Annotated in this window: 20 protein-coding genes; 13 read left to right on the top strand and 7 right to left on the bottom strand. The window is 73.7% G+C overall.

All coding sequences use genetic code 11. From position 1 onward, the window contains the following. Positions 1 to 20: 20 nt before the first annotated feature. Positions 21 to 842, top strand: a complete 822-nt coding sequence (locus tag J2S41_RS26925; protein ID WP_310371656.1) for a DegV family protein — start codon at positions 21 to 23, stop codon at positions 840 to 842. A gap of 50 nt (positions 843 to 892) precedes the next feature. Beyond that, positions 893 to 1,135 (top strand): hypothetical protein, encoded by a 243-nt coding sequence (locus J2S41_RS26920; protein ID WP_310371654.1) that lies wholly within the window; start codon positions 893 to 895, stop codon positions 1,133 to 1,135. A gap of 413 nt (positions 1,136 to 1,548) precedes the next feature. Here the strand turns inward: J2S41_RS26920 and J2S41_RS26915 are convergent, their stop codons facing one another. Then, positions 1,549 to 2,718, bottom strand: a complete 1,170-nt coding sequence (locus J2S41_RS26915; protein ID WP_310371652.1) for a DUF1444 domain-containing protein — start codon at positions 2,716 to 2,718, stop codon at positions 1,549 to 1,551. A gap of 22 nt (positions 2,719 to 2,740) precedes the next feature. Here J2S41_RS26915 and J2S41_RS26910 point away from each other — a divergent pair, with 22 nt between their 5' ends. Genes J2S41_RS26910 through J2S41_RS39940 form a run of 4 tightly spaced genes read left to right on the top strand, consistent with a single transcriptional unit; the run spans position 2,741 to position 8,413 of the window. Beyond that, entirely contained in the window at positions 2,741 to 3,556 is an 816-nt protein-coding gene (locus tag J2S41_RS26910) for a ComEA family DNA-binding protein (protein WP_374728168.1), read from the top strand. Continuing rightward, on the top strand, positions 3,553 to 5,880 hold the full coding sequence (locus tag J2S41_RS26905; RefSeq protein ID WP_310371650.1) for a ComEC/Rec2 family competence protein: 2,328 nt from the start codon (positions 3,553 to 3,555) through the stop codon (positions 5,878 to 5,880). Before J2S41_RS26910 ends, J2S41_RS26905 begins: the two co-directional genes overlap by 4 nt. Positions 5,881 to 5,936: 56 nt before the next feature. Continuing rightward, positions 5,937 to 6,920, top strand: coding sequence for a DNA polymerase III subunit delta (holA, locus tag J2S41_RS26900; protein WP_310371648.1), 984 nt, complete (start codon positions 5,937 to 5,939; stop codon positions 6,918 to 6,920). Beyond that, the gene (locus tag J2S41_RS39940; RefSeq protein ID WP_374728167.1) at positions 6,917 to 8,413 is read left to right on the top strand and encodes a chromosomal replication initiator protein DnaA; all 1,497 of its coding nucleotides are present in this window, start codon (positions 6,917 to 6,919) and stop codon (positions 8,411 to 8,413) included. The genes holA and J2S41_RS39940 overlap by 4 nt, the downstream gene beginning before the upstream one ends. A 1,042-nt stretch (positions 8,414 to 9,455) precedes the next feature. On the opposite strand, the gene J2S41_RS26890 is transcribed toward J2S41_RS39940, so the two are convergent. From J2S41_RS26890 to J2S41_RS26880, 3 genes are all read right to left on the bottom strand, one after another. After that, on the bottom strand, positions 9,456 to 9,980 hold the full coding sequence (locus J2S41_RS26890; protein ID WP_310371646.1) for a GNAT family N-acetyltransferase: 525 nt from the start codon (positions 9,978 to 9,980) through the stop codon (positions 9,456 to 9,458). Positions 9,981 to 10,062: 82 nt separating this feature from the next. Continuing rightward, positions 10,063 to 10,332 (bottom strand): 30S ribosomal protein S20, encoded by a 270-nt coding sequence (rpsT, locus tag J2S41_RS26885; protein ID WP_310371643.1) that lies wholly within the window; start codon positions 10,330 to 10,332, stop codon positions 10,063 to 10,065. A 136-nt stretch (positions 10,333 to 10,468) separates the two neighbouring features. Then, positions 10,469 to 11,464 carry a phosphotransferase gene (locus J2S41_RS26880; RefSeq protein WP_310371642.1) on the bottom strand — a complete coding sequence of 332 codons (996 nt, stop codon included), beginning with the start codon at positions 11,462 to 11,464 and terminating at the stop codon, positions 10,469 to 10,471. A gap of 253 nt (positions 11,465 to 11,717) precedes the next feature. Here J2S41_RS26880 and lepA point away from each other — a divergent pair, with 253 nt between their 5' ends. The 3 genes from lepA (at position 11,718) to J2S41_RS26865 (ending at position 14,439) form a co-directional block, all read left to right on the top strand. Continuing rightward, entirely contained in the window at positions 11,718 to 13,577 is a 1,860-nt protein-coding gene (gene lepA, locus J2S41_RS26875; protein ID WP_310371640.1) for a translation elongation factor 4, read from the top strand. Between the two features lie 2 nt (positions 13,578 to 13,579). Then, positions 13,580 to 14,074: an NUDIX domain-containing protein gene (locus J2S41_RS26870; RefSeq protein WP_310371638.1), complete on the top strand. Its 495-nt coding sequence runs from the start codon at positions 13,580 to 13,582 to the stop codon at positions 14,072 to 14,074. Between the two features lie 86 nt (positions 14,075 to 14,160). Continuing rightward, a complete protein-coding gene (locus tag J2S41_RS26865) occupies positions 14,161 to 14,439 on the top strand; it encodes a GlsB/YeaQ/YmgE family stress response membrane protein (RefSeq protein ID WP_310371636.1) in 279 nt (92 codons plus the stop codon). A 155-nt stretch (positions 14,440 to 14,594) separates the two neighbouring features. Here the strand turns inward: J2S41_RS26865 and J2S41_RS26860 are convergent, their stop codons facing one another. Together J2S41_RS26860 and J2S41_RS26855 are read right to left on the bottom strand one after the other, a co-directional pair. Beyond that, the gene (locus J2S41_RS26860) at positions 14,595 to 15,452 is read right to left on the bottom strand and encodes a hypothetical protein (RefSeq protein ID WP_374728166.1); all 858 of its coding nucleotides are present in this window, start codon (positions 15,450 to 15,452) and stop codon (positions 14,595 to 14,597) included. Positions 15,453 to 15,516: 64 nt separating this feature from the next. Further along, positions 15,517 to 16,281 carry an enoyl-CoA hydratase-related protein gene (locus J2S41_RS26855; RefSeq protein ID WP_310371635.1) on the bottom strand — a complete coding sequence of 255 codons (765 nt, stop codon included), beginning with the start codon at positions 16,279 to 16,281 and terminating at the stop codon, positions 15,517 to 15,519. 17 nt (positions 16,282 to 16,298) lie between these two features. Here J2S41_RS26855 and hemW point away from each other — a divergent pair, with 17 nt between their 5' ends. Then, entirely contained in the window at positions 16,299 to 17,519 is a 1,221-nt protein-coding gene (gene hemW, locus J2S41_RS26850) for a radical SAM family heme chaperone HemW (protein ID WP_310371633.1), read from the top strand. 57 nt (positions 17,520 to 17,576) lie between these two features. On the opposite strand, the gene J2S41_RS26845 is transcribed toward hemW, so the two are convergent. Beyond that, entirely contained in the window at positions 17,577 to 18,362 is a 786-nt protein-coding gene (locus J2S41_RS26845; protein WP_310371631.1) for a DUF4870 domain-containing protein, read from the bottom strand. A gap of 220 nt (positions 18,363 to 18,582) precedes the next feature. Between J2S41_RS26845 and hrcA the strand changes: the two genes are divergently transcribed. Genes hrcA through J2S41_RS26830 form a run of 3 tightly spaced genes read left to right on the top strand, consistent with a single transcriptional unit; the run spans position 18,583 to position 21,522 of the window. Continuing rightward, positions 18,583 to 19,605, top strand: a complete 1,023-nt coding sequence (hrcA, locus tag J2S41_RS26840) for a heat-inducible transcriptional repressor HrcA (protein ID WP_310371630.1) — start codon at positions 18,583 to 18,585, stop codon at positions 19,603 to 19,605. A 45-nt stretch (positions 19,606 to 19,650) separates the two neighbouring features. After that, positions 19,651 to 20,787 carry a molecular chaperone DnaJ gene (gene dnaJ / locus J2S41_RS26835; protein ID WP_310376555.1) on the top strand — a complete coding sequence of 379 codons (1,137 nt, stop codon included), beginning with the start codon at positions 19,651 to 19,653 and terminating at the stop codon, positions 20,785 to 20,787. Between the two features lie 3 nt (positions 20,788 to 20,790). Further along, complete coding sequence (locus J2S41_RS26830; protein WP_310371628.1) at positions 20,791 to 21,522, top strand: 16S rRNA (uracil(1498)-N(3))-methyltransferase; 732 nt, start codon at positions 20,791 to 20,793, stop codon at positions 21,520 to 21,522. The last annotated feature ends 5 nt before the right edge of the window (positions 21,523 to 21,527 follow it).

Here is a 21,527-nt window from a genome sequence, read left to right as displayed (position 1 = left end):
CATGCGTTACCGTGCCCGGCATGTCAGTCGCGGTCGTCACGGACTCCACGGCGTACCTGCCGGACACGGACGGGCTCACGGTCGTGCCGTTGCACGTCGTGGTCGGCGACCGTGAGCTGCCCGAAGTGCCCGGTTTGCCGCCGGACGAGCTGGCCCGGATGCTGCGCGACCGGCGAGTCCCGGTCACCACCTCCCGGCCGGCGCCGGAGCGCTTCGCGGAGGCGTACCGCCGGCTGCTGGACGGCGGCGCCACCGGCGTCGTCTCCGTGCACCTCTCCGCCCGGCTCTCCGGCACGGTCGAGGCCGCCCAGTTGGCCGCCGCGCCGTTCGGCGACGCGGTCCGCGTGATCGACTCCCGGTCGGCCGGCATGGCCACCGGCTTCGCCGCGCTCGCCGCCGCCGGCTGCGCGGACCTCGACGAGGCCGCCAAGGCCGCGCAGACGTCGGTCGAGCGCACCACCTCGCTGTTCTACGTGGACACGCTCGACTTTTTGCGCCGCGGCGGGCGGATCGGGGCAGCGTCCGCGCTGGTCGGCACCGCGCTGTCGGTCAAGCCCATCCTGCGCGTCTCGGACGGCGCCATCGTGGTGCGGGACAAGGTGCGCACGGCCGGGCGCGCGCTGGCCCGGCTCGCCGACCTGACCGTGGACGCCGCCGGCGACGGCGACGCGGACCTGGCCGTGCACCACCTGGCCGCGCCCGACCGGGCCGCCGAACTGCTGTCCCGCATCGCCGCCCGGCTCGGCCCCCGCCTGCGCGAGAGACACGTCACCGAGATCGGCGCGGTGGTCGGCGCCCACCTCGGCCCCGGCGCCATCTGCACCGTGATGCACCGGCGGTGATTTGCGGAATTCGCCGCCATCTGCAACCCGGGGACGTGAGCATGGTTCCCATGACGGGCGACGAACACTACCGCGTGGCCGAGAAGCTGCTGGGCCGCGCCGGCTACGAGGCCGACCGAACCGCGTGGGTGACCCAGGCCAAGCCCGGCGACGAGGGCAACCCCGCCCACCTCCAGGCCAACGCCAACCACATCGCGGCCGCCCACGTGCACGCCCTGCTGGCGCTCGCGGCCTCCAACAACCCCTCCTACGGCGAGGTCCTCATCCCCGACGTCCCACCGAACCACAACTAGCGGCCCTTCCCTCCCGCTTCCGCGGGCGCTGTGCCACCCCCGGACCCCGATTTTCCCGCTTCCGGCGTGACCCGGTTCCGCATGCTCCCGCGGGCAAACCTCGCCGCGGGCTACGACTCCGCTGGCGCTCCGCTCCGCTCGCGGCGTCGGAGCCGGTTCCGGCGTGGCCGGGGAGATCACGCGGCGATCGTGGCGGGTCGGCTTGCGTGGCGCGCGGAATCACACCGCCGGCAAGCCGGTCCGGCGGCGGTGGGCGGAACGCTCGCCACCAGGTGGTGTTCCCGCCGGAACGGAGGCCGCGGCGTGGGTGGTGCACCGGCCGCCCGCGGGACCGGCAGGGAGGAGCGCCAGCGACGACCGGTGCCCGCGGGAGCATGCGGATCGCCACCACGCCGGAAGCGGGAAACAAGATCTTATGGCTGTATTTCGCAGCCCTTGAGTTCCGTGCGGGTGGCCTCGTCCGGGAAGGCGCTGGCGAGGTGGCGGGGTGGTGTCAGGCCGTCCAGCGGTGTGAACAGGTCGCGGAGGGCCAGTTCGGCCCACGGGACGAAGAATGTGCCGCCGTCGCCGTCCGCGATCGCGACCAGGTCGGCGACCGGCATCAGCGCGGGTGACTCGCCGGACCAGAGCGCGTAGGTGAACGTGGAGCCGTCCGGGCGCTGTGCCATCCGCAGCGGCAGCGGGGTGCCGGGCAGGCCGTCGGCGGTGCGGTGCTGCCGGTCGTATTCGCGCAGCGCCAGCAGTCGCTCGGCGCGCCGGACCGCGTGGTGCAACGGGTGGCCGGGCGGCGCCTCGTAGGGCACGGTGCGGCCGAGGTCGTCGCTCACGTAGGCCATCGGCGACGTGGACCGCGCGGACTCCAGGAACTCGGCCTCCACCAGCGGGAACGTGGCCAGCAGCGTGTCCGGGTCGTCGGTGGTCACCACCACGGTCGTCCGGTCCGGCAGGAACGCCACCGGGCGCTTGCCGCCGAGCCGCGCGGCGAGGCCGGCCAGCCAGCCGTCGACCAGCGGGAACGAGGCGCAGTACGAGTCGCCCTCGTCCACGAAGTGCAGTATCGTCGGCAGGCTCTCGCCCGGCTTCGGTGGCGCCACGGCGCCGGCCCGCAGGTTCGACCGGGCGGCGGCGTAGGCCTCGTCCGCGGAGACGCCCCAGGTGCGCAGGTGGTCCGCGGTCACGTAGGCCATCGACGCGGGCAGGTCGATGACCAGCAGTTCGGCCAGGAACGGCAGCGCGGGGCGGGTGATCGGCGCGCTGTGGTCGACGGCCATCGGCGCCGCGCCGCGCAGCACCGGGCGCAGCATCGTCCGCGCCCGGTCCCAGTCGTCGGGCGTCGCGGGCAGCCGGATCAGCGCGTCCACGAACGCCTTCACCCGGGCGCGCTGCTGCGGCACGGGTGCGGCGCAGATCTCCACGTAGAGGTTCTCCAGGTACAGGACCGCGCCCTCGTACTGGACGGCGAACGAGCCGGGGTCGAATCGGGCGTCCCGGATGCCGTGCCGGCGGAGCCGGCGTACCACCCGCTCGGCCAGGTCTTCCCTGGTCAGCGGCGCTTTGCCGGTGGTGCGGCGCCAGAAGAACACCTGGGTTCACCTCGGTCTCGTCATGCCTTCGGCGGTCACGTCTCGTGATCACCAGCCGGGCCGGGATGGTAGCAGCAACCGTCCACCATCAGGGGGCCGTCCACAGGCGGGTTCGGTGTCCACAGAGTCGATGGCCATCGATTTTCATGGACCATTCCGGCCGTACGGTGCCCGCGTGGACGACGAGGAACGGCAGCAGCGACGCAGTGATCCGTTCGGGCCGGGCGGCCGGTTCGGGCGGTGGGACCCGGGCGCCCGCGGCGTGCGGGTGATCGCGGCGGTGGTGCTGGTCGTGGCGCTGGGCGCGGCCGTGGTGGCCTGGCAGGCCCGGCCACGGGCGGAGGCGGTGGTCGCACCGCCGGTCCCGGTCACCGCCGACCCGTCCGCCGAGGGCGCCGCCACCGCCGCCGAGGTGGTGGTGGCGGTGGCGGGCAAGGTGCGGCGGCCCGGCATGGTGCGGCTGCCGCCGGGCGCCCGGGTGGCGGACGCGATCGAGGCCGCCGGCGGCGTGCTGCCGGGCGTCGATCCGGCGCTGCTCAACCTTGCACGGAAGGTGACGGACGGTGAGCTGATCCTGGTCGGGGTGAGCGCGCCGCCGGGCGTCCCGGGTGCCGCTCCGCCGCCGGCCGCGGCCGATGCGCCCGGTGCACCGCTGAATCTGAACACCGCGACGCTGGCCGACCTGGACGGGCTGCCGGGCGTGGGGCCGGTGCTGGCGCAGCGAATCCTCGACCACCGGGACAAACTGGGCGGCTTCCGCGCGGTGAGCGACCTGCGCGAGGTCGAGGGCATCGGTGACAGCCGCTACGAGCAGCTGAAAGACCTGGTGACGGTGTGAGCTCCCCGGAGGCCCCGCTCGACCTGCGGCTCGGCGGCGTGGCCGTGGGGACGTGGCTGGCCGGGCTCGCCGCGCTGCACCTGCCGGTGTGGCCGTCGATCGCGGTCGCCGGCCTGGCGGCGCTGCTGGCCGCGGTCGTCCGGTTCGCCGGGCGGCGGCTCGGCGGGGCGCGCTGGATCGTCGCCGGCCTGCTGCTGGGCGTCGCCTGCGGCGCGGCGGTCACGGCCGCGCGCGTCGCGATCCGGGACGCGGAGCCGCTCGCCGGCCTGGCCCGGGAGCGTGCGCCGGTGACGGCCCGGCTGACCGTGCGGGACGATCCCCGGCCGCTGTCGGCCGCGACCGGGCGCGCCCCGACCTGGCTGGTCCCGGCGCGCCTCACCTGGGTGGCGCCGGAGGGCGCGGCGGCCGGGCACCGCGTGGACGTGCGCGTGCTGGTGCTCGGCAGCGGCGACCGCTGGCGCGGACTGCTGCCCGGCCAGCGGGTCCAGGCCGAGGGCCGGCTGATGCCCGCGCGCGGCGGCGACCTCACCGCGGCCGTCCTCGCGGTCGACGCCGAGCCGGCCCCGCACGGCGAGGCCTCCTGGGCGCAGCGCGCGGCCGGCACGCTCCGGGCCGGGCTGCAACGCGCCTGCGCCGTCCTGCCGGCCGAGCCCGGCGGACTGCTGCCGGGCCTGGTCGTCGGCGACACCAGCCGACTCGACCCGGCCGTGGAGGAGGATTTTCGCACCACGGGAATGACGCACCTGTGCGCGGTCAGCGGGGCGAACATCGCGATCGTCATCGGGTGCGTGCTGTTCGCCCTGCGCCGGCTCCGGGCCGGGCCGGCGCTCTCCGTCGCGCTGGCCGCGTGCGCGCTGGTCGGGTTCGTGATCCTGGCCCGGCCGTCGCCGAGCGTGGTCCGGGCCGGCGTGATGGGCGCGATCGCGCTGATCGCGCTGGCCACGTCGCGGCCGCGCAGCGCGGTCCCGGCGCTGGCCACCACCGTGGTGGTGCTGGTGGTGGCGGACCCGGAGCTGGCCGGCGACGCCGGATTCGCGCTGTCCGTGCTGGCCACCGGCGGGCTGCTGGCGTTCGCGAGCCGGTGGCGGGACGGGCTGCGGCGCGCCGGCGTGCCGGGCGGGCTGGCGGAGGCGCTGGCCGTGCCGGCCGCCGCCCAGATCGCCTGCGGGCCGGTGATCGCGGGGCTGTCCGGTGCGATCAGCCTGGTCGCCGTGCCGGCGAACCTGCTCGCCGCGCCCGCGGTCGCGCCGGCCACCGTGCTCGGCGTGATCACCGCGGTGGTCTCCCCGGTCTGGCCGGACGCGGCCGAGCTCACCGCGTGGCTCGGCGGCTGGCCGGCGCGCTGGCTGGTGCTGGTCGCCCGGTTCGGCGCACGCGTGCCGTCCGGCACCGTGCCCTGGCCCGGCGGCGTCGGCGGCGGGCTGCTGCTGGCCGCGCTCACGGTCGCGCTGCTGCTCGCGTTCCGCCGCCCGCTGGTGCGGCGGGCGGTCGCCGTGCTCACCGCCGCCGCGGTCGTCGGCGCGCTGCCGGTGCGGCTGGTCGCGTCCGGGTGGCCACCGGCCGGCTGGGTGGTGGCCGGCTGCGCGGTCGGGCAGGGCGACGCGACCGTGCTCCCGCTCGGCGGCGGCCAGGCCGTGGTCGTCGACGCCGGACCCGAGCCCGCGCCGGTCGACCGATGCCTGCGCGACCTCGGCATCCACCACGTGCCGCTGCTCGCGGTCAGCCACTTCCACCAGGACCACATCGGCGGCGTCGCCGGCGTGTTCCGCGGTCGGCGGGTCGACGCGGTCGTCACCACGGCCTGGCCGGAGCCGGCCGCCGGCCACGAGCTGGTGCACGCGGAGGCGGCCCGGCACGGCACGCCGGTCCTCGCCGCGACCGCCGGATGGCGCTGGGCCGCGCGCGAGCTGTCCGTGGAGGTGATCGGGCCGCCGGAGGAGCTGCGCGGCACCCGCTCCGATCCGAACAACAACTCGCTGGTGCTGCGCGCCACCGTGGCCGGCGTGCGGATCCTCCTGATGGGCGACGCGGAGAACGAGGAGCAGGACGCGCTGGTGCGGGCCGGGGGAGCGCTGCGGGCGGACGTGCTCAAACTGGCGCACCACGGCTCGGCCTATCAGAGCCTGGACTTCCTGGCGGCGGCCGACCCGGCCGTGGTGCTCGTCTCGGTCGGCGAGGACAACGACTACGGGCATCCCAACCTGGCGCTGCTGGCCAGGCTGAGCAGGGACGGCGCGCGCGTGTTGCGTACCGACGAGCAGGGCGATCTCGCCGCGATCCGGACCCGCGACGGGCTCGCGGTCGTCGTCCGGGGGACGCCGTGAGCGGCCCGGACCCCGTTAGAGTGACCGAGGGCGGTGCCCCGGTGCCGCGTGCGACGATGTCCCGCGTGACTGCCGCGAATCCTCCTGCGTTGACGCTCGTCCTGGGTGACGAGGAGCTGCTGTCGGCCCGCGCCGTCGCACAGGCCGTCCAGGCCGCGCGGGCGGTGGACCCGGGCGCCGACGTGCGGGAGTACGAGGGCGGCACGCTGATGCCGGGCGAGGTCGCGGAGATGCTGAGCCCGTCCCTGTTCGGCGGCCGGCGCGTGCTCGTGCTGCGGTCCGGGCAGGACGCGCGCAAGGACCTGATCGCCACGCTGCTGGCGTACGCGAAGGACCCGGACCCCGAGGTCAACCTGATCGTCGGCCACCTCGGCGGCGCCAAGGGCAAGGCGCTCGCGGACGGGCTGAAGTCGGCCGGTGCCGCGGTCGTCGCCGTGCCCAAGCTGAAGGGCGCGCGGGAGCGCGTCGCGTTCGTCCGCGACGAGATCCGCCGGCTCGGCGGCTCGTGCACCGAGGACGCGGCCACCGGGCTGCTCGACGCGGTCGGCAATGACCTGCGCGAGCTTGCCGCCGCCTGTTCGCAGCTGATGGCCGACACGGACGGCCGGATCACCGCGGAGACGGTCGCCCGCTACTACCGGGGACGGGCCGAGGTCAGCGGCTTCACGGTCGCGGACGCCGCGATCGTCGGCGACGTGCCCGGCGCGCTCGAGGCGCTGCGCTGGGCGCTGCACGTCGGCGTCGACCCGGTGCCGATAGCGGACGCGCTGGCGGACGGCGTGCGCACGGTGGCGCGCGTGGCCTCCGCCGGGCGCGGCAGCGCGTACCAGCTGGCCGGCACCCTCGGCATGCCCGCCTGGAAGATCGAGCGCGCGCAGAAGCAGTCCCGTGGCTGGAGCCCCGAGGCCCTGGTCGACGCCATGCGCGCCGCCGCCGACTGCAACGCGGCCGTCAAGGGCGGCGCCGAGGACCGCGGCTACGCCCTCGAACGCGCCGTGGTCGCCGTCGCGACCGCCCGACGCGGAGGTGGCGGCCGATGACGGCCCGGCCGCTCTACGCCCGGATGCTCCGCCTCCGGCACCTCACCCCCGGCGGCCTGCTCTGCTTCGTGTACCTGGAGGGCGCGTTCGGGCTCGGCATCCTGCTCGCGCTGGCGGAGTTGGTCACCTGGTGGGGCATCCTGGTGCTGCCCGCGTCCATCGCCGTCATGGTCAAGCTGAACGACGTGATAGCGGGCGTCGGAGCCCGCCACCCGTCGCGCGGCACCGCGGGCGCCGCCGTCCGCCGCGACCTGGCCGCCCGCGCCGCGACCGCGCAGGCGGAGCCGTCCCGCGACACCGTGGACCGGGAGGACGGCGGCGTGCACGCGGCTTCCACGGACAGCGAGGTGTACGGCGCCGCGCACGCACGCGGTGCCGCGGATGTGCGGACAGCCGCGGGCAGCCGCGGCCTGGACGGAACACACGGCGAGAACATCCGGCCCGACACGGCTCCGAGGACGGCCGGTCCCGTCGGCGGGCGCGGCCCGGCCGGGCCTCGGTTCGCCGGTCAGAAGGTCGACCCCGAGCCCGCGACGGAGCTTCCGGCGACGCCCCGGCACGGCACGGTCTACGGCACCGCGAGCACGGCCAGTGCCCCGGATACGGACGGCGGCGACGGCGTGCGTCCCTGGGGGACGGCTTTCCCCGCGGACCCGGGAACACGTCCCGAGCACGCCGTCCAGGACGATTGGCGACTCGGCGGCAGCTGGCGGTCCGAAGGACCGGACCGGGACGATTCGTGCGCAGGCGGAGGCGGACAGGCGGATCAGAGCCGGACGCCCGCGTGGAGTGAGCGGACGCTGCCCCTTCGGCAGACCGGCTCGGCCGGGACGGGTGAGCCGACTTGGCCCGGGCAGGTGGATCGGACTCCGGCGCCTGAGCGGAGTGAGCGGACGCAGCCGCTTCCGCGGGCTGATGCCGCCAGCACCGGTGAGCCGAGCCGGACGGCCGAGTGGAGTGAGCGGACCCAACCGCTTCGGAACACCGGTGCGGCGGGGACGGGTGAGCCGAGCCGGACGCCCGAGTGGAGCGAGCGAACGCAGCCGCTGCGGCAGGCAGGCGCGGGCCGGACCGGTGAGCCGGGCCGGCCGGGCGGCGTCGACGGCCCCGGGAACCCGGGTCGTCGCCCCGGCGTGCCGAGCGGCCGGCGGTCGAACGAGTCCTACCGCCTGCCGCCTCTCGGGCAGTCCGCGTCCGGCGGTGGCCGTGCGCCGACGAGCGGCGGGGCGCCGTCCGCGCGCCGCGCCGCCGACGGTGGCCTGCACCGCTTCCCCGACCAGTCCGCGCCGCGGTCCGGCGGGTTCGGCGGCGACCGGCGACCGGCCGGGGAGGCCGGCCGACAGGTCCCCGGCGCCGGGCACGGCCGCCGTTCGGCCGAGGCCCCCGGCAGGCGCGACGGCGATGTGCGGATCGATCCGCGTTCCGACGCCGGTCGCCACTCCGATACTCCGCAGCAGCGAGCCCGGCAGTCCGCCACCCGCCGTTACGAGTGACCCGGCAGAACCCTCCCCGACCGGGATAATCGGCCACCCGCACCGCCTACGGCGGTTGGCTGAGGTCCGGCAATCGGCAGCACCTTGGCGCCGGTACCGGCTGGTGCTCCGGCAACCGGCATCGGTTCGGCGCCGGTACCGACTGGTGCCGCAGCCATGTTTTATGGCGGCCTGCCGTGTTTTAGCGGCGGCCTGCCGTGTTTAGCGGCGGCCTGCCGCTGTCCGCGCGTTTACGTGGCCGTGTTGGTGTGGTGTGACCCATCGGGCCCAATCCAGTTGGGGCGGCATTCCCCCACACCGACGCGGTGACAGCCGCTGACTGACGCGGTCGGCTTGGTTTCGGTTAGCGCGGGAGTGGAGCCGGGCTGGGGCCGCAGCCGGGGCCGGGCCGCAGCCGAGGCCGGGCCGCAGCCGGGACCGGAGTCGAAGCTGGGGCTGGGCCGAAGCCGGGAGCGGAGTCGAAGCTGGGGCTGGGCCGAAGCCGGGACTGAGGCGAAAGCCGGCCCGGCTCCGGCCGAGCCAGGGCTGCGGCCAAAGCGAAGCCGGAGCCGGGGCTGGGGCTGGGGCCGAAGCCCGGGCCAAAGCCGGAGCCGGGGCTGGGGCTGGAGCCGGGGCTGGGGCTGGGGCCGAAGGCCGGGCCAAAGCCGGAGCCGGGGCTGGGGCTGGAGCCGGGGCTGGGGCTGGAGCCGGAGCCAGGGCTGGAGCCGAAGCCCGGGCCAAAGCCGGAGCCGGGGCTGGGGCTGGAGCCGGAGCCAGGGCTGGAGCCGGGGCTCGGGCCGCAGCCGGGGCCGGGCCAAAGCCGGAGCCGAGGCCGGAGCCAGGGCCGGAGCCGGGGCTGGAGCCGAAGCCGCAGCTGAGGCCGGAACCGGTAGCCGTGCCGGAGTCTGTGTTGGCCGGTCGCCGGCGCAGCCCCGGTCAGCGGCATCAGCTCCGCCACGCTGGCGGTGACAGCCGGTCGGTGACGCGAAGGCTGGGGTGGTTGCGATGAGGGCCGCGCGGCTGCAAGGGGGCGGCGCCGGTGAGAGTCGCCGACGCGGGCGGGTCAGCGCAGCAGGGGCTGGGAGGCGCCCATGAGCAGGTAGTGCGGTGGTATGCCGTTGAACGGGAACGCGGGCGTCAGCTCCGTGAATCCCAGCGTCGCGTAGAGGTGCCGGGCCGCCGTGCTCTCGACGCGGACGCTGAGCAGGACCCGGGAGGCGGGGCTGGCGTCGCAGACCGCGGTGATCAGGGTGCGGCCGAGGCCGTGGCCCTGGTGGGCGGGGTGGACGTGGAGTTCGGTGAGTTCGAGGGTGTCGGGGGAGAGCCAGGAGGCGGCGCCGGCGGCGGCGAGGCGGGGGTGGACCTGGCGTTCCCACCAGCTGCGGTCGCCGGCGGGGAAGCCGTAGCAGAAGCCGGTCAGCGTGGGGCCGTCGAACGCGCCGCGGGCGATGAGGCCGGGGTGGCTGGCGTGTTCGGCGAAGATGTCGCGGCGCTGGAGTTCCTCGGCGGGGGTGAGGCCGAACGCGGCGGCCATGACGGCGGCGGCGGGGACCACGGCGGAGGCCAGGTCCAGCGAGGCGATGATCATGAGGGTGTGGGAAACGCAACGACGGGCACCGCGGGGCCTCTGGTGGAGGCCGGTGCGGCGCCCGTGCGCGACGTGCGGAGGATCAGGCGGCGGTCAGCGAGTGCAGACGCTTCGCGATGGCCGACTTGCGGTTCGCGGCCTGGTTCTTGTGGATCACGCCCTTGCTCACGGCCACGTCGAGCTGCTTGCTGGCATCCCGCAGGAGCGTGGTGGCGGTGGTGGTGTCACCGGCCTCCGCGGCGGTGTGGAACTTGCGGATGGCCGTCTTCAGCGACGACTTGACCGACTTGTTCCGCAGCCGGCGCTTCTCGTTCTGCCGGTTGCGCTTGATCTGGGACTTGATGTTCGCCACGCGACAGCCACGTCCTTACGAAATTGCGATTACTGACGACAAAAGGTGGTTCAAGCTGGTGCGCGCGGGCAACATCGAGGTGCCGCAGCACGCGAAAGACCAGAGTACCAGCCCGGTCGGCCACCGGCCAAAACGGCTAGTGACCAGGTGCAAGCCACCCACGGCGGGTGGCCAGCCAGTGCAGCGCCATCTCGCCGCTCCACCGCTGGTGCCCCCGAATATACGGTGAGGCGCTGCTCGGCCCGGACTCGGCCCTGGTCAGCCAGTAACCGGAGAGCGCGGCCAGCGTCGCGTCCAGCGCCTCGGCGGGCACGTCGCGGCCGGTCGGGTGGGTGGCGAACAGCCGGTCCGCGTCCAGGCCGCTCGCGTGCGCGGTGACCAGCAGCGTGGCGGTGTCGAAGAACGGCGCGCCGCGGCAGCACCAGGTCCAGTCGCAGATCCAGGCCCGGCCGGAGCCGTCGATCATGACGTTGTCCAGCCGCAGATCGCCGTGGATGACGCCGTCGCCGCCCGCGTGGTCCGGGGCCAGCCGCTCCAGCGCGGCCAGTTCCTCCCGGCGCCCGGCGGCGTACTCGGGCATCGGGGGTGCCGGCTCCCGGCCGGCGACGATCTCGGTCCACCAGGACAGCTCGTGCCGCAGCAGGCCGGGCAGCGGCGGCAGGTCCATCGCGGTCAGCTCCGCCGGTGGGGAGGCGAGCGCGTCCGCCGCGGTGGCCCATGCGTCCAGCGCGGCGTTCAGCTCCGCCGGGGACCAGGGCAGCCGCGGTACGGACCCGTCCACCGCCTCCAGGCAGGTCGCGTAGTACCCGGCTGCGGTCAGCGACCACAGCGGGCGCGCGGCCGGGACCGCCTCCGGCAGCGCGCCGGTGATCGCCACCTCGCGGTACTGCCAGTCCGCCAGGTGCCGCTCGTGCGACAGCGACGCGGCCTTCACGAAGTATCGCCGCCCGGAGCCGGTGTCCAGCACGCCGGCGAATCCCCTGGTGAACCCGCCTCCGGCGGTCGTGGCCCAGACCACCGGCGACTCCAGGCGCGCCGCGATCGCGGCGCGCAACCCCTCGGGGAGGTCGGCCCACGACGGCCGCAGCGCGGTCGCACCGTACGGGACCTCCGGCAGCGAGACCACACCCATCGCCCCATCCTGCCCGGCGGTGCCGGAAATCGTTACCGCAGGGGGCACTACGGCAGCGCGCGGAGCGCGTGACGGCACCGGGCCGCGAAGCGATCGAGGCGGGGGAGTTCCCGGGCGTACCCTCTGATGCTCGTGGTCTTGTGCTCTTCTACCGGCGGGTCGCCGGGCGGCGTCGGCGGCATGGGACCATGGAGTGCGATCCGACGCGTGAACCCAGCGGCCTCGACGACAAGAACGGACGAACGTGCCACCCATGCGTGACCCCGGCGCGACCGATCCCGGCGCCATCCGGAACTTCTGCATCATCGCCCACATCGACCACGGCAAGTCGACGCTGGCGGACCGGATGTTGCAGCTCACCGAGGTGGTGGACGCGCGCCAGATGCGGGCGCAGTACCTCGACCGGATGGACATCGAGCGCGAGCGCGGCATCACGATCAAGTCCCAGGCGGTACGGATGCCGTGGACCGTGCGGGAGGGCGAGCGCGCGGGCGAGACCGCGGTCCTCAACATGATCGACACGCCGGGCCACGTGGACTTCACCTACGAGGTGTCGCGCAGCCTGGCCGCCTGTGAGGGCGCGATCCTGCTGGTCGACGCCGCGCAGGGGATCGAGGCGCAGACGCTGGCGAACCTGTACCTGGCGATGGAGAACGACCTCCAGATCATCCCGGTGCTGAACAAGATCGACCTGCCGGCCGCGCAGCCGGAGAAGTACGCGGAGGAACTCGCCCACCTGATCGGCTGCGAGCCGGACGACTGCCTCAAGGTCTCCGGCAAGACCGGCATGGGCGTGGCGCACCTGCTCGACGAGGTGGTCCGGCAGCTGCCCGCGCCGAAGGGCGAGGCGGACGCGCCGGCCCGCGCGATGATCTTCGATTCGGTGTACGACATCTACCGCGGCGTGGTGACCTACATCCGGGTGATCGACGGCAAGATCGAGGCGCGCGACCGGATCAAGATGATGTCCACCGGCGCGGTGCACGAACTGCTGGAGATCGGCGTCATCTCGCCGGAGATGCAGAAGGGCACCGCGCTCGGCGTCGGCGAGGTCGGCTACCTGATCACCGGCGTGAAGGACGTGCGGCAGTCCCGCGTCGGTGACACCGTCACGATCAACTCCAGGCCGGCCACGGAGGCGCTGGGCGGCTACAAGGACCCGCGGCCGATGGTCTACTCCGGCCTCTACCCGATCGACGGCTCGGACTACCCGGCGCTGCGCGACGCGCTGGACAAGCTCAAGCTCAACGATGCGGCCCTGGTCTACGAGCCGGAGTCGTCCGCGGCACTCGGCTTCGGCTTCCGCTGCGGCTTCCTCGGCCTGCTGCACCTGGAGATCATCCAGGAGCGGCTGGAGCGCGAGTTCGGCCTCGACCTGATCTCCACCGCGCCGAACGTGGTCTACCGCGTGCAGATCGAGGGCGGCGAGGAGGTCACGGTCACGAACCCGAGCGAGTTCCCGGCCGGCAAGATCGCCTCCATCTGGGAGCCGACCGTGCGCGCCACGATCCTCGCGCCGAATGACTACGTCGGCGCGGTGATGGAGCTCTGCCAGGGGCGCCGCGGCCAGCTCAAGGGCATGGACTACCTGTCCAGCGAGCGGGTGGAGCTGCGTTACACGCTGCCGCTCGCCGAGATCATCTACGACTTCTTCGACCAGCTCAAGAGCCGGACCAAGGGGTACGCGTCGCTGGACTACGAGCCGTCCGGCGAGCAGGAGTCCGACCTGGTGAAGGTGGACATCCTGCTGCACGGCGACCCGGTGGACGCGTTCAGCGCGATCGTGCACAAGGACAAGGCGTACAACTACGGCGTCACGATCGCCTCCAAGCTGCAGAAGCTGATCCCGCGGCAGCAGTTCGAGGTGCCGATCCAGGCCGCGATCGGCAGCCGGATCATCGCCCGCGAGACGATCCGCGCGATCCGCAAGGACGTGCTGGCCAAGTGCTACGGCGGTGACATCTCCCGGAAGCGGAAGCTGCTGGAGAAGCAGAAGGAGGGTAAGAAGCGGATGAAGATGGTCGGCCGGGTCGAGGTGCCCCAGGAGGCCTTCATCGCGGCGCTGAACACCTCCGACAGCGGCGACGCGGGCAAGGGCACGGGCAAGAAGTGACGGTGCACTGCTCGCGGTGCGGTGCGGCGCTGCCCACCGCACCGCCGTCGGTCTGCGCGTCCTGCGGCTACCACGTGTACGTGAACGCGCGCCCCACCTCCGGGCTGATCATCCTGTCCGAGTCCGGCACCGAGTTCATGGCGCTGCTGCGCGCCCGGGAGCCGCGGGCCGGCCGGTGGGAGCTGCCCGGCGGCTTCTGCGACGGCTGGGAGCACCCGGCCGAGGCCGGCGTGCGCGAGGCGCGCGAGGAACTCGGCGTGGACATCACGCTGGGCGAGCTGGTCGGCATGTACCTGGGCTCGTACGAGTACCAGGACGAGACGCTGCCCGTGCTCGACTGCATCTACCTGGCCACGCTGCCGGCCGGCGCGTCGATCACGCTGGACCGGGACGAGGCGTCGGAGCTGACCTGGTTCCCGATCGCCGCGCCGCCGGCGATGGCGTTCGAGACGATGGACCGCGCTCTCGGGGACGCCCGGAAATTGTTATTGCGATAGGCGGTTTGGTTTCCGCGCACTCCGGGAATCCATCGATCACACACGACGAGGATTCGTGCAAAACCCCGGAGTAGGAGGCGACTCAAATGACCCTCATGGGCATCATCACCGCTCTCATCGTCGGTCTGGTCATCGGCGCGCTCGGCCGTCTGGTCGTACCCGGCCGTCAGAACATCCCGCTGTGGCTGACCCTGGTCATCGGCGTCGCGGCCGCCCTGCTCGGCACCGTGATCGCCCGGACCATGGGTTACGCGGACACCGCCGGCTTCGACTGGCGCGAGCTGGTCACCCAGGTCGTGCTGGCCGCCATCGGTGTGGCGCTGGTCACCGGCTTCGCCGGCCGCCGCAGCGTCAGCCGCTACTGACCTCTTCGGGTCCCGAGCCCGGCCGCGTCACGCGGCCGGGCTTTTTCATGCGCATATCCCACTACCTGTAGGTGATGTGAAGGGCGCATGACTGAATTCGACTATTCACGTGAATGGTGATTGTCCGCGCGCGCGGCTGGGTAATGAGCGCCGGTTCAGTCGAAGACCTCGGCCACGACCCGGCCGGTGCCCGCGGCCGGAACGCCCGCGATGGGCGACCAGTCGCCGTCCTTCGCGTCCCACTCCAGGCCGCCGAAGAGCACGCGCTCGACGCCGTGGTCGGTGGCGTGCGAGACGAGCCAGTGCGCGTACCGCCAGCCGTCGCGGTCGTCCCGCACCTCGACCGTGAGGCCGGCCCGGTCCGCCGTGGCGGCGCGCAGCTTGCCCCAGTCCGCGCTGAGGCCGTCGGCGAGCGCGGCCGCGGCCGCGGCGCCGCGGACCTCCGGCTCGCCGCTGATCGTGCAGGAGACCGCGCCGGTGGCCTTGCCGAACAGCGCCTTGGCCAGCACCTCGGACTCCTCGGCCCACTTCTGGTACGCCTCGGGGAACGCGCTGCGCTGCACCCGCTGGGCCGCGTCGGTGACACGCATGTCCTCCCAGCCCTCGACCTTGCGCAGCGCGCCGTAGAACCGGGCCGCCGCGTACCGCGGATCAAGGATCTCGTCGGGCGTGCCCCAGCCCTGGCTGGGCCGCTGCTGGAAGAGGCCGACCGAGTCGCGGTCGCCCCCGGAGAGGTTCTCCAGCTTCGACTCCTGGAGTGCGGTGGCGAGCGCCACGACCACCGCGTACTCCGGCATCTCCTGCCGGATGCCGACCGCGGCGATGGTGGCCGCGTTGGCCATCTGATGCGCGTCCAGGTTGACCTGGCCGTCCGCCGTGACGACGCACGCGTGGGCCAGCACGAGCGGAACCGCGGGGAGGGTGTCGCGCCAATCGTGCCGGGCGGCAAGGGCGCCGAGCGCCGCGACCAGAGCCAGAACCGCGCAGACGGTCACAACTCCCCGTATCCGCAATCGTCACCCCCACGTCCTGAGGCGTCAAGCTTACCGACGCTCCGCCGCCGCCCGGACGAGTTGGTCAGGGGACCCAGGTCGGCGCGCGTTTCTCCCGAAACGCCAGGATGCCCTCCCGGCCCTCCGCGGATCGGAAGTAGTGGTCCGAGGCGTCCGCCATCCGGGCCAGTTCGTCACGCACAGTGACGTCCTGGAGCAGTCGCCGGGCGCCGGCGAGCGCGGCCGGCGCGCCCTTGATCAGCGACGCGCAGTACGCCTCCACGGCCTCGTCCAGCGCGTCCGCCGGCACCGCCCGGGTGACCAGCCCGATCTCCGCCGCGCGGGCCGCGGAGAAGACGTCACCGGTCAGGAACAGTTCGGCGGCGGCCCGGGCCGAGATCCGGCGGCGCACCGGCACGGAGATCACCGCCGGGATCACGCCCAGCCGGACCTCGCTGAACGCGAACGTCGCCTCCTCCGCGCAGACCACGATGTCCGCGGCCGCGATCAGGCCGATGCCGCCCGCGCGCGCCGGGCCACCGACCCGCGCCACGATCGGCTTCGGTGACTCCCAGAGCGAGGCCAGCAGGTCGGCCAGCGGCACCACCGGCAGCGTGCCGTCGCCGTCGAACGCGGCCGCGGTCTCCTTCAGGTCGGCGCCGGCGCAGAAGACCGGGCCGGTGTGGGACAGCACGATCACCCGGACCGCCGGGTCGGCCACGGCCGCGGCGAGCGCCTCGGACAGCGCCGCGATCAGGGGGGTGGACAGGGCGTTGCGGTTGTGCGGGCTGTCCAGCGTGAGGGTCGCCACCCCGGTGCCGGCCGCCACCCGCAGGAGCGCGGACGTCATGCGGGCACACTAGTGGAGTGCCAGGCGAACTTCCCGACGGCGAGGCCGTACCCCGTGACGGCGCGCTGCCCCCGGCCGCGCTCGAGGCCTCCGGCCGGCGTGGCTTCGGCGTCTACGTGCACGTGCCGTTCTGCGCGAGCCGGTGCGGGTACTGCGACTTCAACACGTACACCGCGACCGAGCTGGGCGGTGGGGCGAGCCGGGACGAATACGCGGAAACCGTGCTGGCCGAGCTGCGTCTCGCCTCCCACGTTATGACGAAAAAACCGGAAAAGGTGGACACGGTGTTCGTGGGGGGTGGGACGCCGACGCTGCTGCCGGCCGACGACCTCGCGCGCATCCTGGAGGCGATCGACGACACCTGGGGGCTCGCGGCCGACGCGGAGGTGACCACGGAGGCCAACCCGGAATCGGTTGATCTGTCGTATCTTCGGCGCCTGCGCGCGGCCGGCTTCACCCGCGTCTCGCTGGGCATGCAGTCGACCGCGCCGGGCGTGCTGCGAATCCTCGAACGGCAGCACTCCGCGGGCCGTGCGCCGGCCGCCGCCATCGAGGCCCGGGAGGCCGGGTTCGAGCACGTCAACCTGGATCTGATCTACGGCACGCCGGGGGAGACCGCGGACGACTTCGACCGCTCGCTGGCCGCGGTGATCGACGCCGGGGTGGACCACGTGAGCGCGTACGCGCTGATCGTCGAGGACGGCACCCGGCTGGCCGCCCGCATGCGCCGCGGCGAGCTGCCGTACCCGGACGACGACGTGGCCGCGGACCGCTACCTGGCCGCGGATCGTGCGCTGACCGCCGCGGGCCTGCACTGGTACGAGGTGAGCAACTGGGCCGCCACGCCCGAGGCCCGGTGCCGGCACAACCTGCTCTACTGGACCGGCGGCGACTGGTGGGGCCTGGGCCCCGGCGCGCACAGCCACGTGGGCGGCGTGCGCTGGTGGAACGTCAAGCACCCCGCGGCGTACGCGAAGCGCCTGGCCGCCGGCGAGACGCCCGCGCTGGCCCGGGAACTGCTCACCGACGCCGACCGGCACCTGGAGGACGTGATGCTCCGGGTCCGGCTCGCCGAGGGCCTGCCGCTCGCCGCGCTGGACGAGGCCGGTCGCGCCGGGGCCAAGGGCGCGCTGGTCCGGGGCCTGCTGGAGCCGGACGCCTACGACGCGGGCCGGATCGTGCTCACCCGCGACGGCCGCCTGCTCGCCGACGGCGTGATCCGCGACCTGCTGACATGAAGAGACCCCGCGGCCGGGTGAGGTCGGCGCACGGGGTCGGGACGGAACTCGTCCTGTCTACTTCACGACACGCCAGGTCATCGGGTACGTGTACCACTCGCCGTCGTTGACCTTGATGGTCGCCATGATGCCGAAGATCACCACGACCAGCCACACGATGCCGGGCAGGAAGAACAGCAGACCGAACGAGCAGGCCGTGAGCACCAGCGAGACGAGCGCCGCGATGCCCCAGGTGATCTGGAAGTTGAGCGCCTCGACCGCGTGCGCGCGGACGACCTGCGACTCGTTGCCCTTGACCAGCATGACGATCAGCGGGGCCAGGAAGCCGAACAGCACGCCGCCGATGTGGGCGAGGATCACCCAGGTCTTGTCGTCGTTCGCGTAGTTGGCCTTGGCGCCGGAGTAGCCGGGCTGGCCGAACTGCGGACCGTAGCCGGCACCGGGCGGCGCGCCGTAGCCGCCGGGCGGGGTGCCGCCACCGGGCGGGGGACCGTAACCGCCGGCCGGCGGCGGGTAGGCACCACCACCGCTGGTGGGCGGCGGATACGCCCCAGCTCCGCTGGTGGGCGGCGGGTAGGCGCCACCCCCACTGGTGGGTGGCGGGTATGCCCCTGCTCCGCTGGTGGGGGGCGGGTATGCCCCGGCTCCGCTGGTGGGCGGTGGGTATGCCCCGGCTCCGCTGGTCGGTGGTGGGTAGGCCCCGGCCCCGCTGGTCGGCGGCGTGGGGGGCGGGTACCCACCGCCGTCCGGGGGCGGTGGCGTGCTGTACGACGGCGGCATAGGAGCGGTCGGGTCGTTGTGACCCGGGTAGCCCTCACCAGGCGGACGAGGCGGTTCGGTCATGCCCGCCACGGTAGAGGGGTCGATCAACTCAGGCCAGTACCCGGTACCGCCCGCCTCCGGCGCGCCTACCAGATATCAGAAATATCGCATATGTAGAGCAAAGTGATCATCGCTTCTCGCGCACGTGCGACGTAGACTGGCACTCGCTACAGTCGAGTGCCAGCAGTGCAGCAGCATCGGCGAGAGGATCCTGGGGGACCGGCGGGAAGGTAGGTTGGCGATGCCATTGGACGATCGCAAGCTCGCCGTTCTGCGCGCGATAGTCGAGGACTACGTCGCGACGCAGGAGCCGGTCGGCAGCAAGGCCCTGGTCGAGCGGCACAATCTCGGCGTCTCCCCGGCCACCGTGCGCAACGACATGGCGGTGCTCGAGGAGGAGGGCTACATCCGGCAGCCGCACACGAGCGCCGGCCGCGTCCCCACGGATCGCGGCTACCGGCTGTTCGTGGACCGGCTGTCCCGGGTCAAGCCGCTCAGCCCGGCCGAGCGCCGCGCCATCGAGCGGTTCCTGGCCGGCGCCGTCGACCTCGACGATGTGGTGCATCGCACTGTCCGGCTCCTGGCGCAGCTCACGCGGCAGGTCGCGGTCGTGCAATATCCCAGCCTGGCCCGGTCGTCGGTGCGTCACCTGGAGCTGGTCCAGGTCTCCACCACCCGGCTCATGCTGGTCATGATCGCCGACACCGGCCGGGTCGAGCAGCGCCTGGTGGAGCTGCCCGAGCCGACCGACACCGACGTGGTGCTCGACCTGCGCACCCGGATCAACGAGAAGCTCTGCGGCAGTCGCCTGGTGGACACGCCGGCGCTGGTGGAGACGCTGCTCGACGAGATCCGGCCGGAGCAGCGGCCGACCATGGCCGTGCTCTCGTCCGTACTGCTGGAGACGCTGGTCGAGCGGCGCGAGGAGCGGGTTGTCCTGGCGGGCACCGCGAACCTGACCCGGGGTGGCATCCTGGACTTCCACGGTTCGCTGCGGCCCATCCTCGAGGCGCTGGAGGAGGATCTGATCCTGCTCAAGCTGTTCGGGGAGGTCGAGCCGACCACCACGCGGGTGATGATCGGCGACGAGACCCAGGTCGACAACCTGCGGTCCGCGGCGGTGGTCAGCACCGGCTACGGGCCGCACAGCACGATCGTGGGCGGGTTGGGCGTGCTCGGCCCGACCCGGATGGACTACCCCGGCAACATCGCGACGGTGCGAGCCGTGGCACGCTACGTGAGTGAACTGCTGGCGCAGAACTAACCGCCGGCATTCCTGATCCAGACAGACATGGGGACACCGAACGCAGTGGCCAGGGACTACTACGGGATCCTCGGCGTGAGCCGGGACGCGACCGACGACGACATCAAGCGGGCCTATCGCAAGCTGGCCCGCCAATACCACCCGGACGTGAATCCGGATCCCGAGGCGCACGAGAAGTTCAAGGACATCAACGCGGCGTACGAGGTGCTCTCGGACGACAAGAAGCGTCAGATGGTCGACCTCGGCGGTGACCCGCTGGCCCCCGGCGGCGGTGGCGCCCCGGGCGGCCCCGGCGGTGCGGGCCCGTTCGTCGGGTTCCAGGACATCATGGACGCGTTCTTCGGCTCCGCGGCCGGCGCGACCCGGGGCCCGCGCCCGCGCACCCGCCCGGGTGCGGACGCGATCCTCCGGCTGGAGCTCGACCTGCAGGAGACCGCGTTCGGCGTCGAGGCGCCGATCACGGTCGACACCGCGGTCATCTGCACCACCTGCTCCGGCGCCGGCACCGCGGCCGGCACCCACCTGGCCACCTGCGAGACCTGCCAGGGCCGCGGCGAGGTGCAGTCCGTGCAGCGCACGTTCCTCGGCCAGGTCGTCTCGTCCCGGCCGTGCACGGTCTGCCAGGGCCACGGCACCGTCATCCCGAGCCCGTGCCCGACCTGCGCGGGCGAGGGCCGGGTGCGCACCCGCCGGTCGCTGACCGTGAAGATCCCGGCCGGCGTCGAGGACGGCATGCGCATCCGCCTCGCCCAGCAGGGCGAGGTCGGCCCGGGCGGCGGCACCGCCGGTGATCTCTACGTCGAGATCCACGAGCGCCCGCACGACGTCTACTCGCGCCGCGGCGACGACCTGCACTGCCGCGTCACCGTGCCGATGACCTCGGCCGCGCTCGGCACCCGGCTGACCATCAAGACGCTGGACAGCGAGGAGCAGATCGACGTCCGCGCCGGCACCCAGCCGGGCGCCACCATGCGAATCCGCGGCAAGGGTGTCCCGCGCCTGCGCGGCCAGGGCCGCGGCGACCTGTTCGTGCACCTCGACGTGCGAACGCCCACCAAGCTCACCTCCGACCAGGAGCGCATGCTCCGCGATTTCGCCAAGACCCGCGGGGAGGACGTGGCCGAGCTGTCCAAGCAGGGCGGTTTCTTCTCCCGCATGCGCGACGCCTTCAACGGGCACTAGCGGGTGTCGGCGCCACTCTTCCTCGTCGAGTCGCTGCCCGCGGCCGACGAGTGGACCCTGGACGGCCCCGAGGGACACCACGCGGCGAACGTGCAGCGCCTGACCGCCGGCGAGGAGCTGATCCTCGCCGACGGTCGCGGCGGCACCGCGCTCGCGCTCGTGCTCGCGTCCGGCAAGGGCAGCCTCAAGATCAAGATCGTGTCGCGCGGGTACGCCGAGAGTCCGGACCCGCGCCTGGTCGTGGTGCAGGGCCTGCCCAAGGGCGACCGTGGCGAGCTGGCCGTCCAGGCGATGACCGAGACCGGCGTGGACGAGATCATCCCGTGGTCCGCCGGCCGTTCCGTCACCGTCTGGAAGGGCGACCGGGGCACCAAGGCCCGCGACAAGTGGGCCGCCACCGCGCGCGAGGCCGCCAAGCAGGCCCGCCGCCCCTGGCTGCCCACGATCGCGCCCGGCGCGCTGAGCACCGCGCGCGTCGCGGACCGGCTGCGCGGCGAGGCCGCCGCGTTCGTGCTGCACGAGGAGGCCACCGACCGCCTCAGCCACGTCCCGTTGCCGGCCGCCGGCGAGATCATCCTGGTCGTCGGCCCGGAGGGCGGCATCGCCCCCACCGAGCTGGACGCGTTCGCCGACGCCGGCGCGCGTCCCGTACGCCTCGGTGATCTGGTCCTGAGAACCTCCACCGCCGGGGTGGCCGCGCTCTCCGTCCTCTCCGCCCGCCTCGGCCGCTGGTGACCGCC

The organism is Catenuloplanes atrovinosus (assembly GCF_031458235.1).
GTDB lineage: Bacteria > Actinomycetota > Actinomycetes > Mycobacteriales > Micromonosporaceae > Catenuloplanes > Catenuloplanes atrovinosus.
Note: the sequence above shows the minus strand (reverse complement) of the source record. Positions and strands in the feature narration are given on the sequence as shown.

Excerpts from the sequence above, each read along its gene's own strand:
- J2S41_RS26925 (WP_310371656.1), top strand. The coding sequence starts at position 21 with ATGTCAGTCGCGGTCGTCACGGACTCCACGGCGTACCTGCCGGACACG.
- J2S41_RS26920 (WP_310371654.1), top strand. The coding sequence starts at position 893 with ATGACGGGCGACGAACACTACCGCGTGGCCGAGAAGCTGCTGGGCCGC.
- J2S41_RS26910 (WP_374728168.1), top strand. The coding sequence starts at position 2,741 with ATGCCTTCGGCGGTCACGTCTCGTGATCACCAGCCGGGCCGGGATGGT.
- holA (WP_310371648.1), top strand. The coding sequence starts at position 5,937 with ATGTCCCGCGTGACTGCCGCGAATCCTCCTGCGTTGACGCTCGTCCTG.
- J2S41_RS39940 (WP_374728167.1), top strand. The coding sequence starts at position 6,917 with ATGACGGCCCGGCCGCTCTACGCCCGGATGCTCCGCCTCCGGCACCTC.
- J2S41_RS26890 (WP_310371646.1), bottom strand. The coding sequence starts at position 9,980 with ATGATCATCGCCTCGCTGGACCTGGCCTCCGCCGTGGTCCCCGCCGCC.
- J2S41_RS26880 (WP_310371642.1), bottom strand. The coding sequence starts at position 11,464 with ATGGGTGTGGTCTCGCTGCCGGAGGTCCCGTACGGTGCGACCGCGCTG.
- lepA (WP_310371640.1), top strand. The coding sequence starts at position 11,718 with ATGCGTGACCCCGGCGCGACCGATCCCGGCGCCATCCGGAACTTCTGC.
- J2S41_RS26865 (WP_310371636.1), top strand. The coding sequence starts at position 14,161 with ATGACCCTCATGGGCATCATCACCGCTCTCATCGTCGGTCTGGTCATC.
- J2S41_RS26855 (WP_310371635.1), bottom strand. The coding sequence starts at position 16,281 with ATGACGTCCGCGCTCCTGCGGGTGGCGGCCGGCACCGGGGTGGCGACC.
- J2S41_RS26845 (WP_310371631.1), bottom strand. The coding sequence starts at position 18,362 with ATGACCGAACCGCCTCGTCCGCCTGGTGAGGGCTACCCGGGTCACAAC.
- hrcA (WP_310371630.1), top strand. The coding sequence starts at position 18,583 with ATGCCATTGGACGATCGCAAGCTCGCCGTTCTGCGCGCGATAGTCGAG.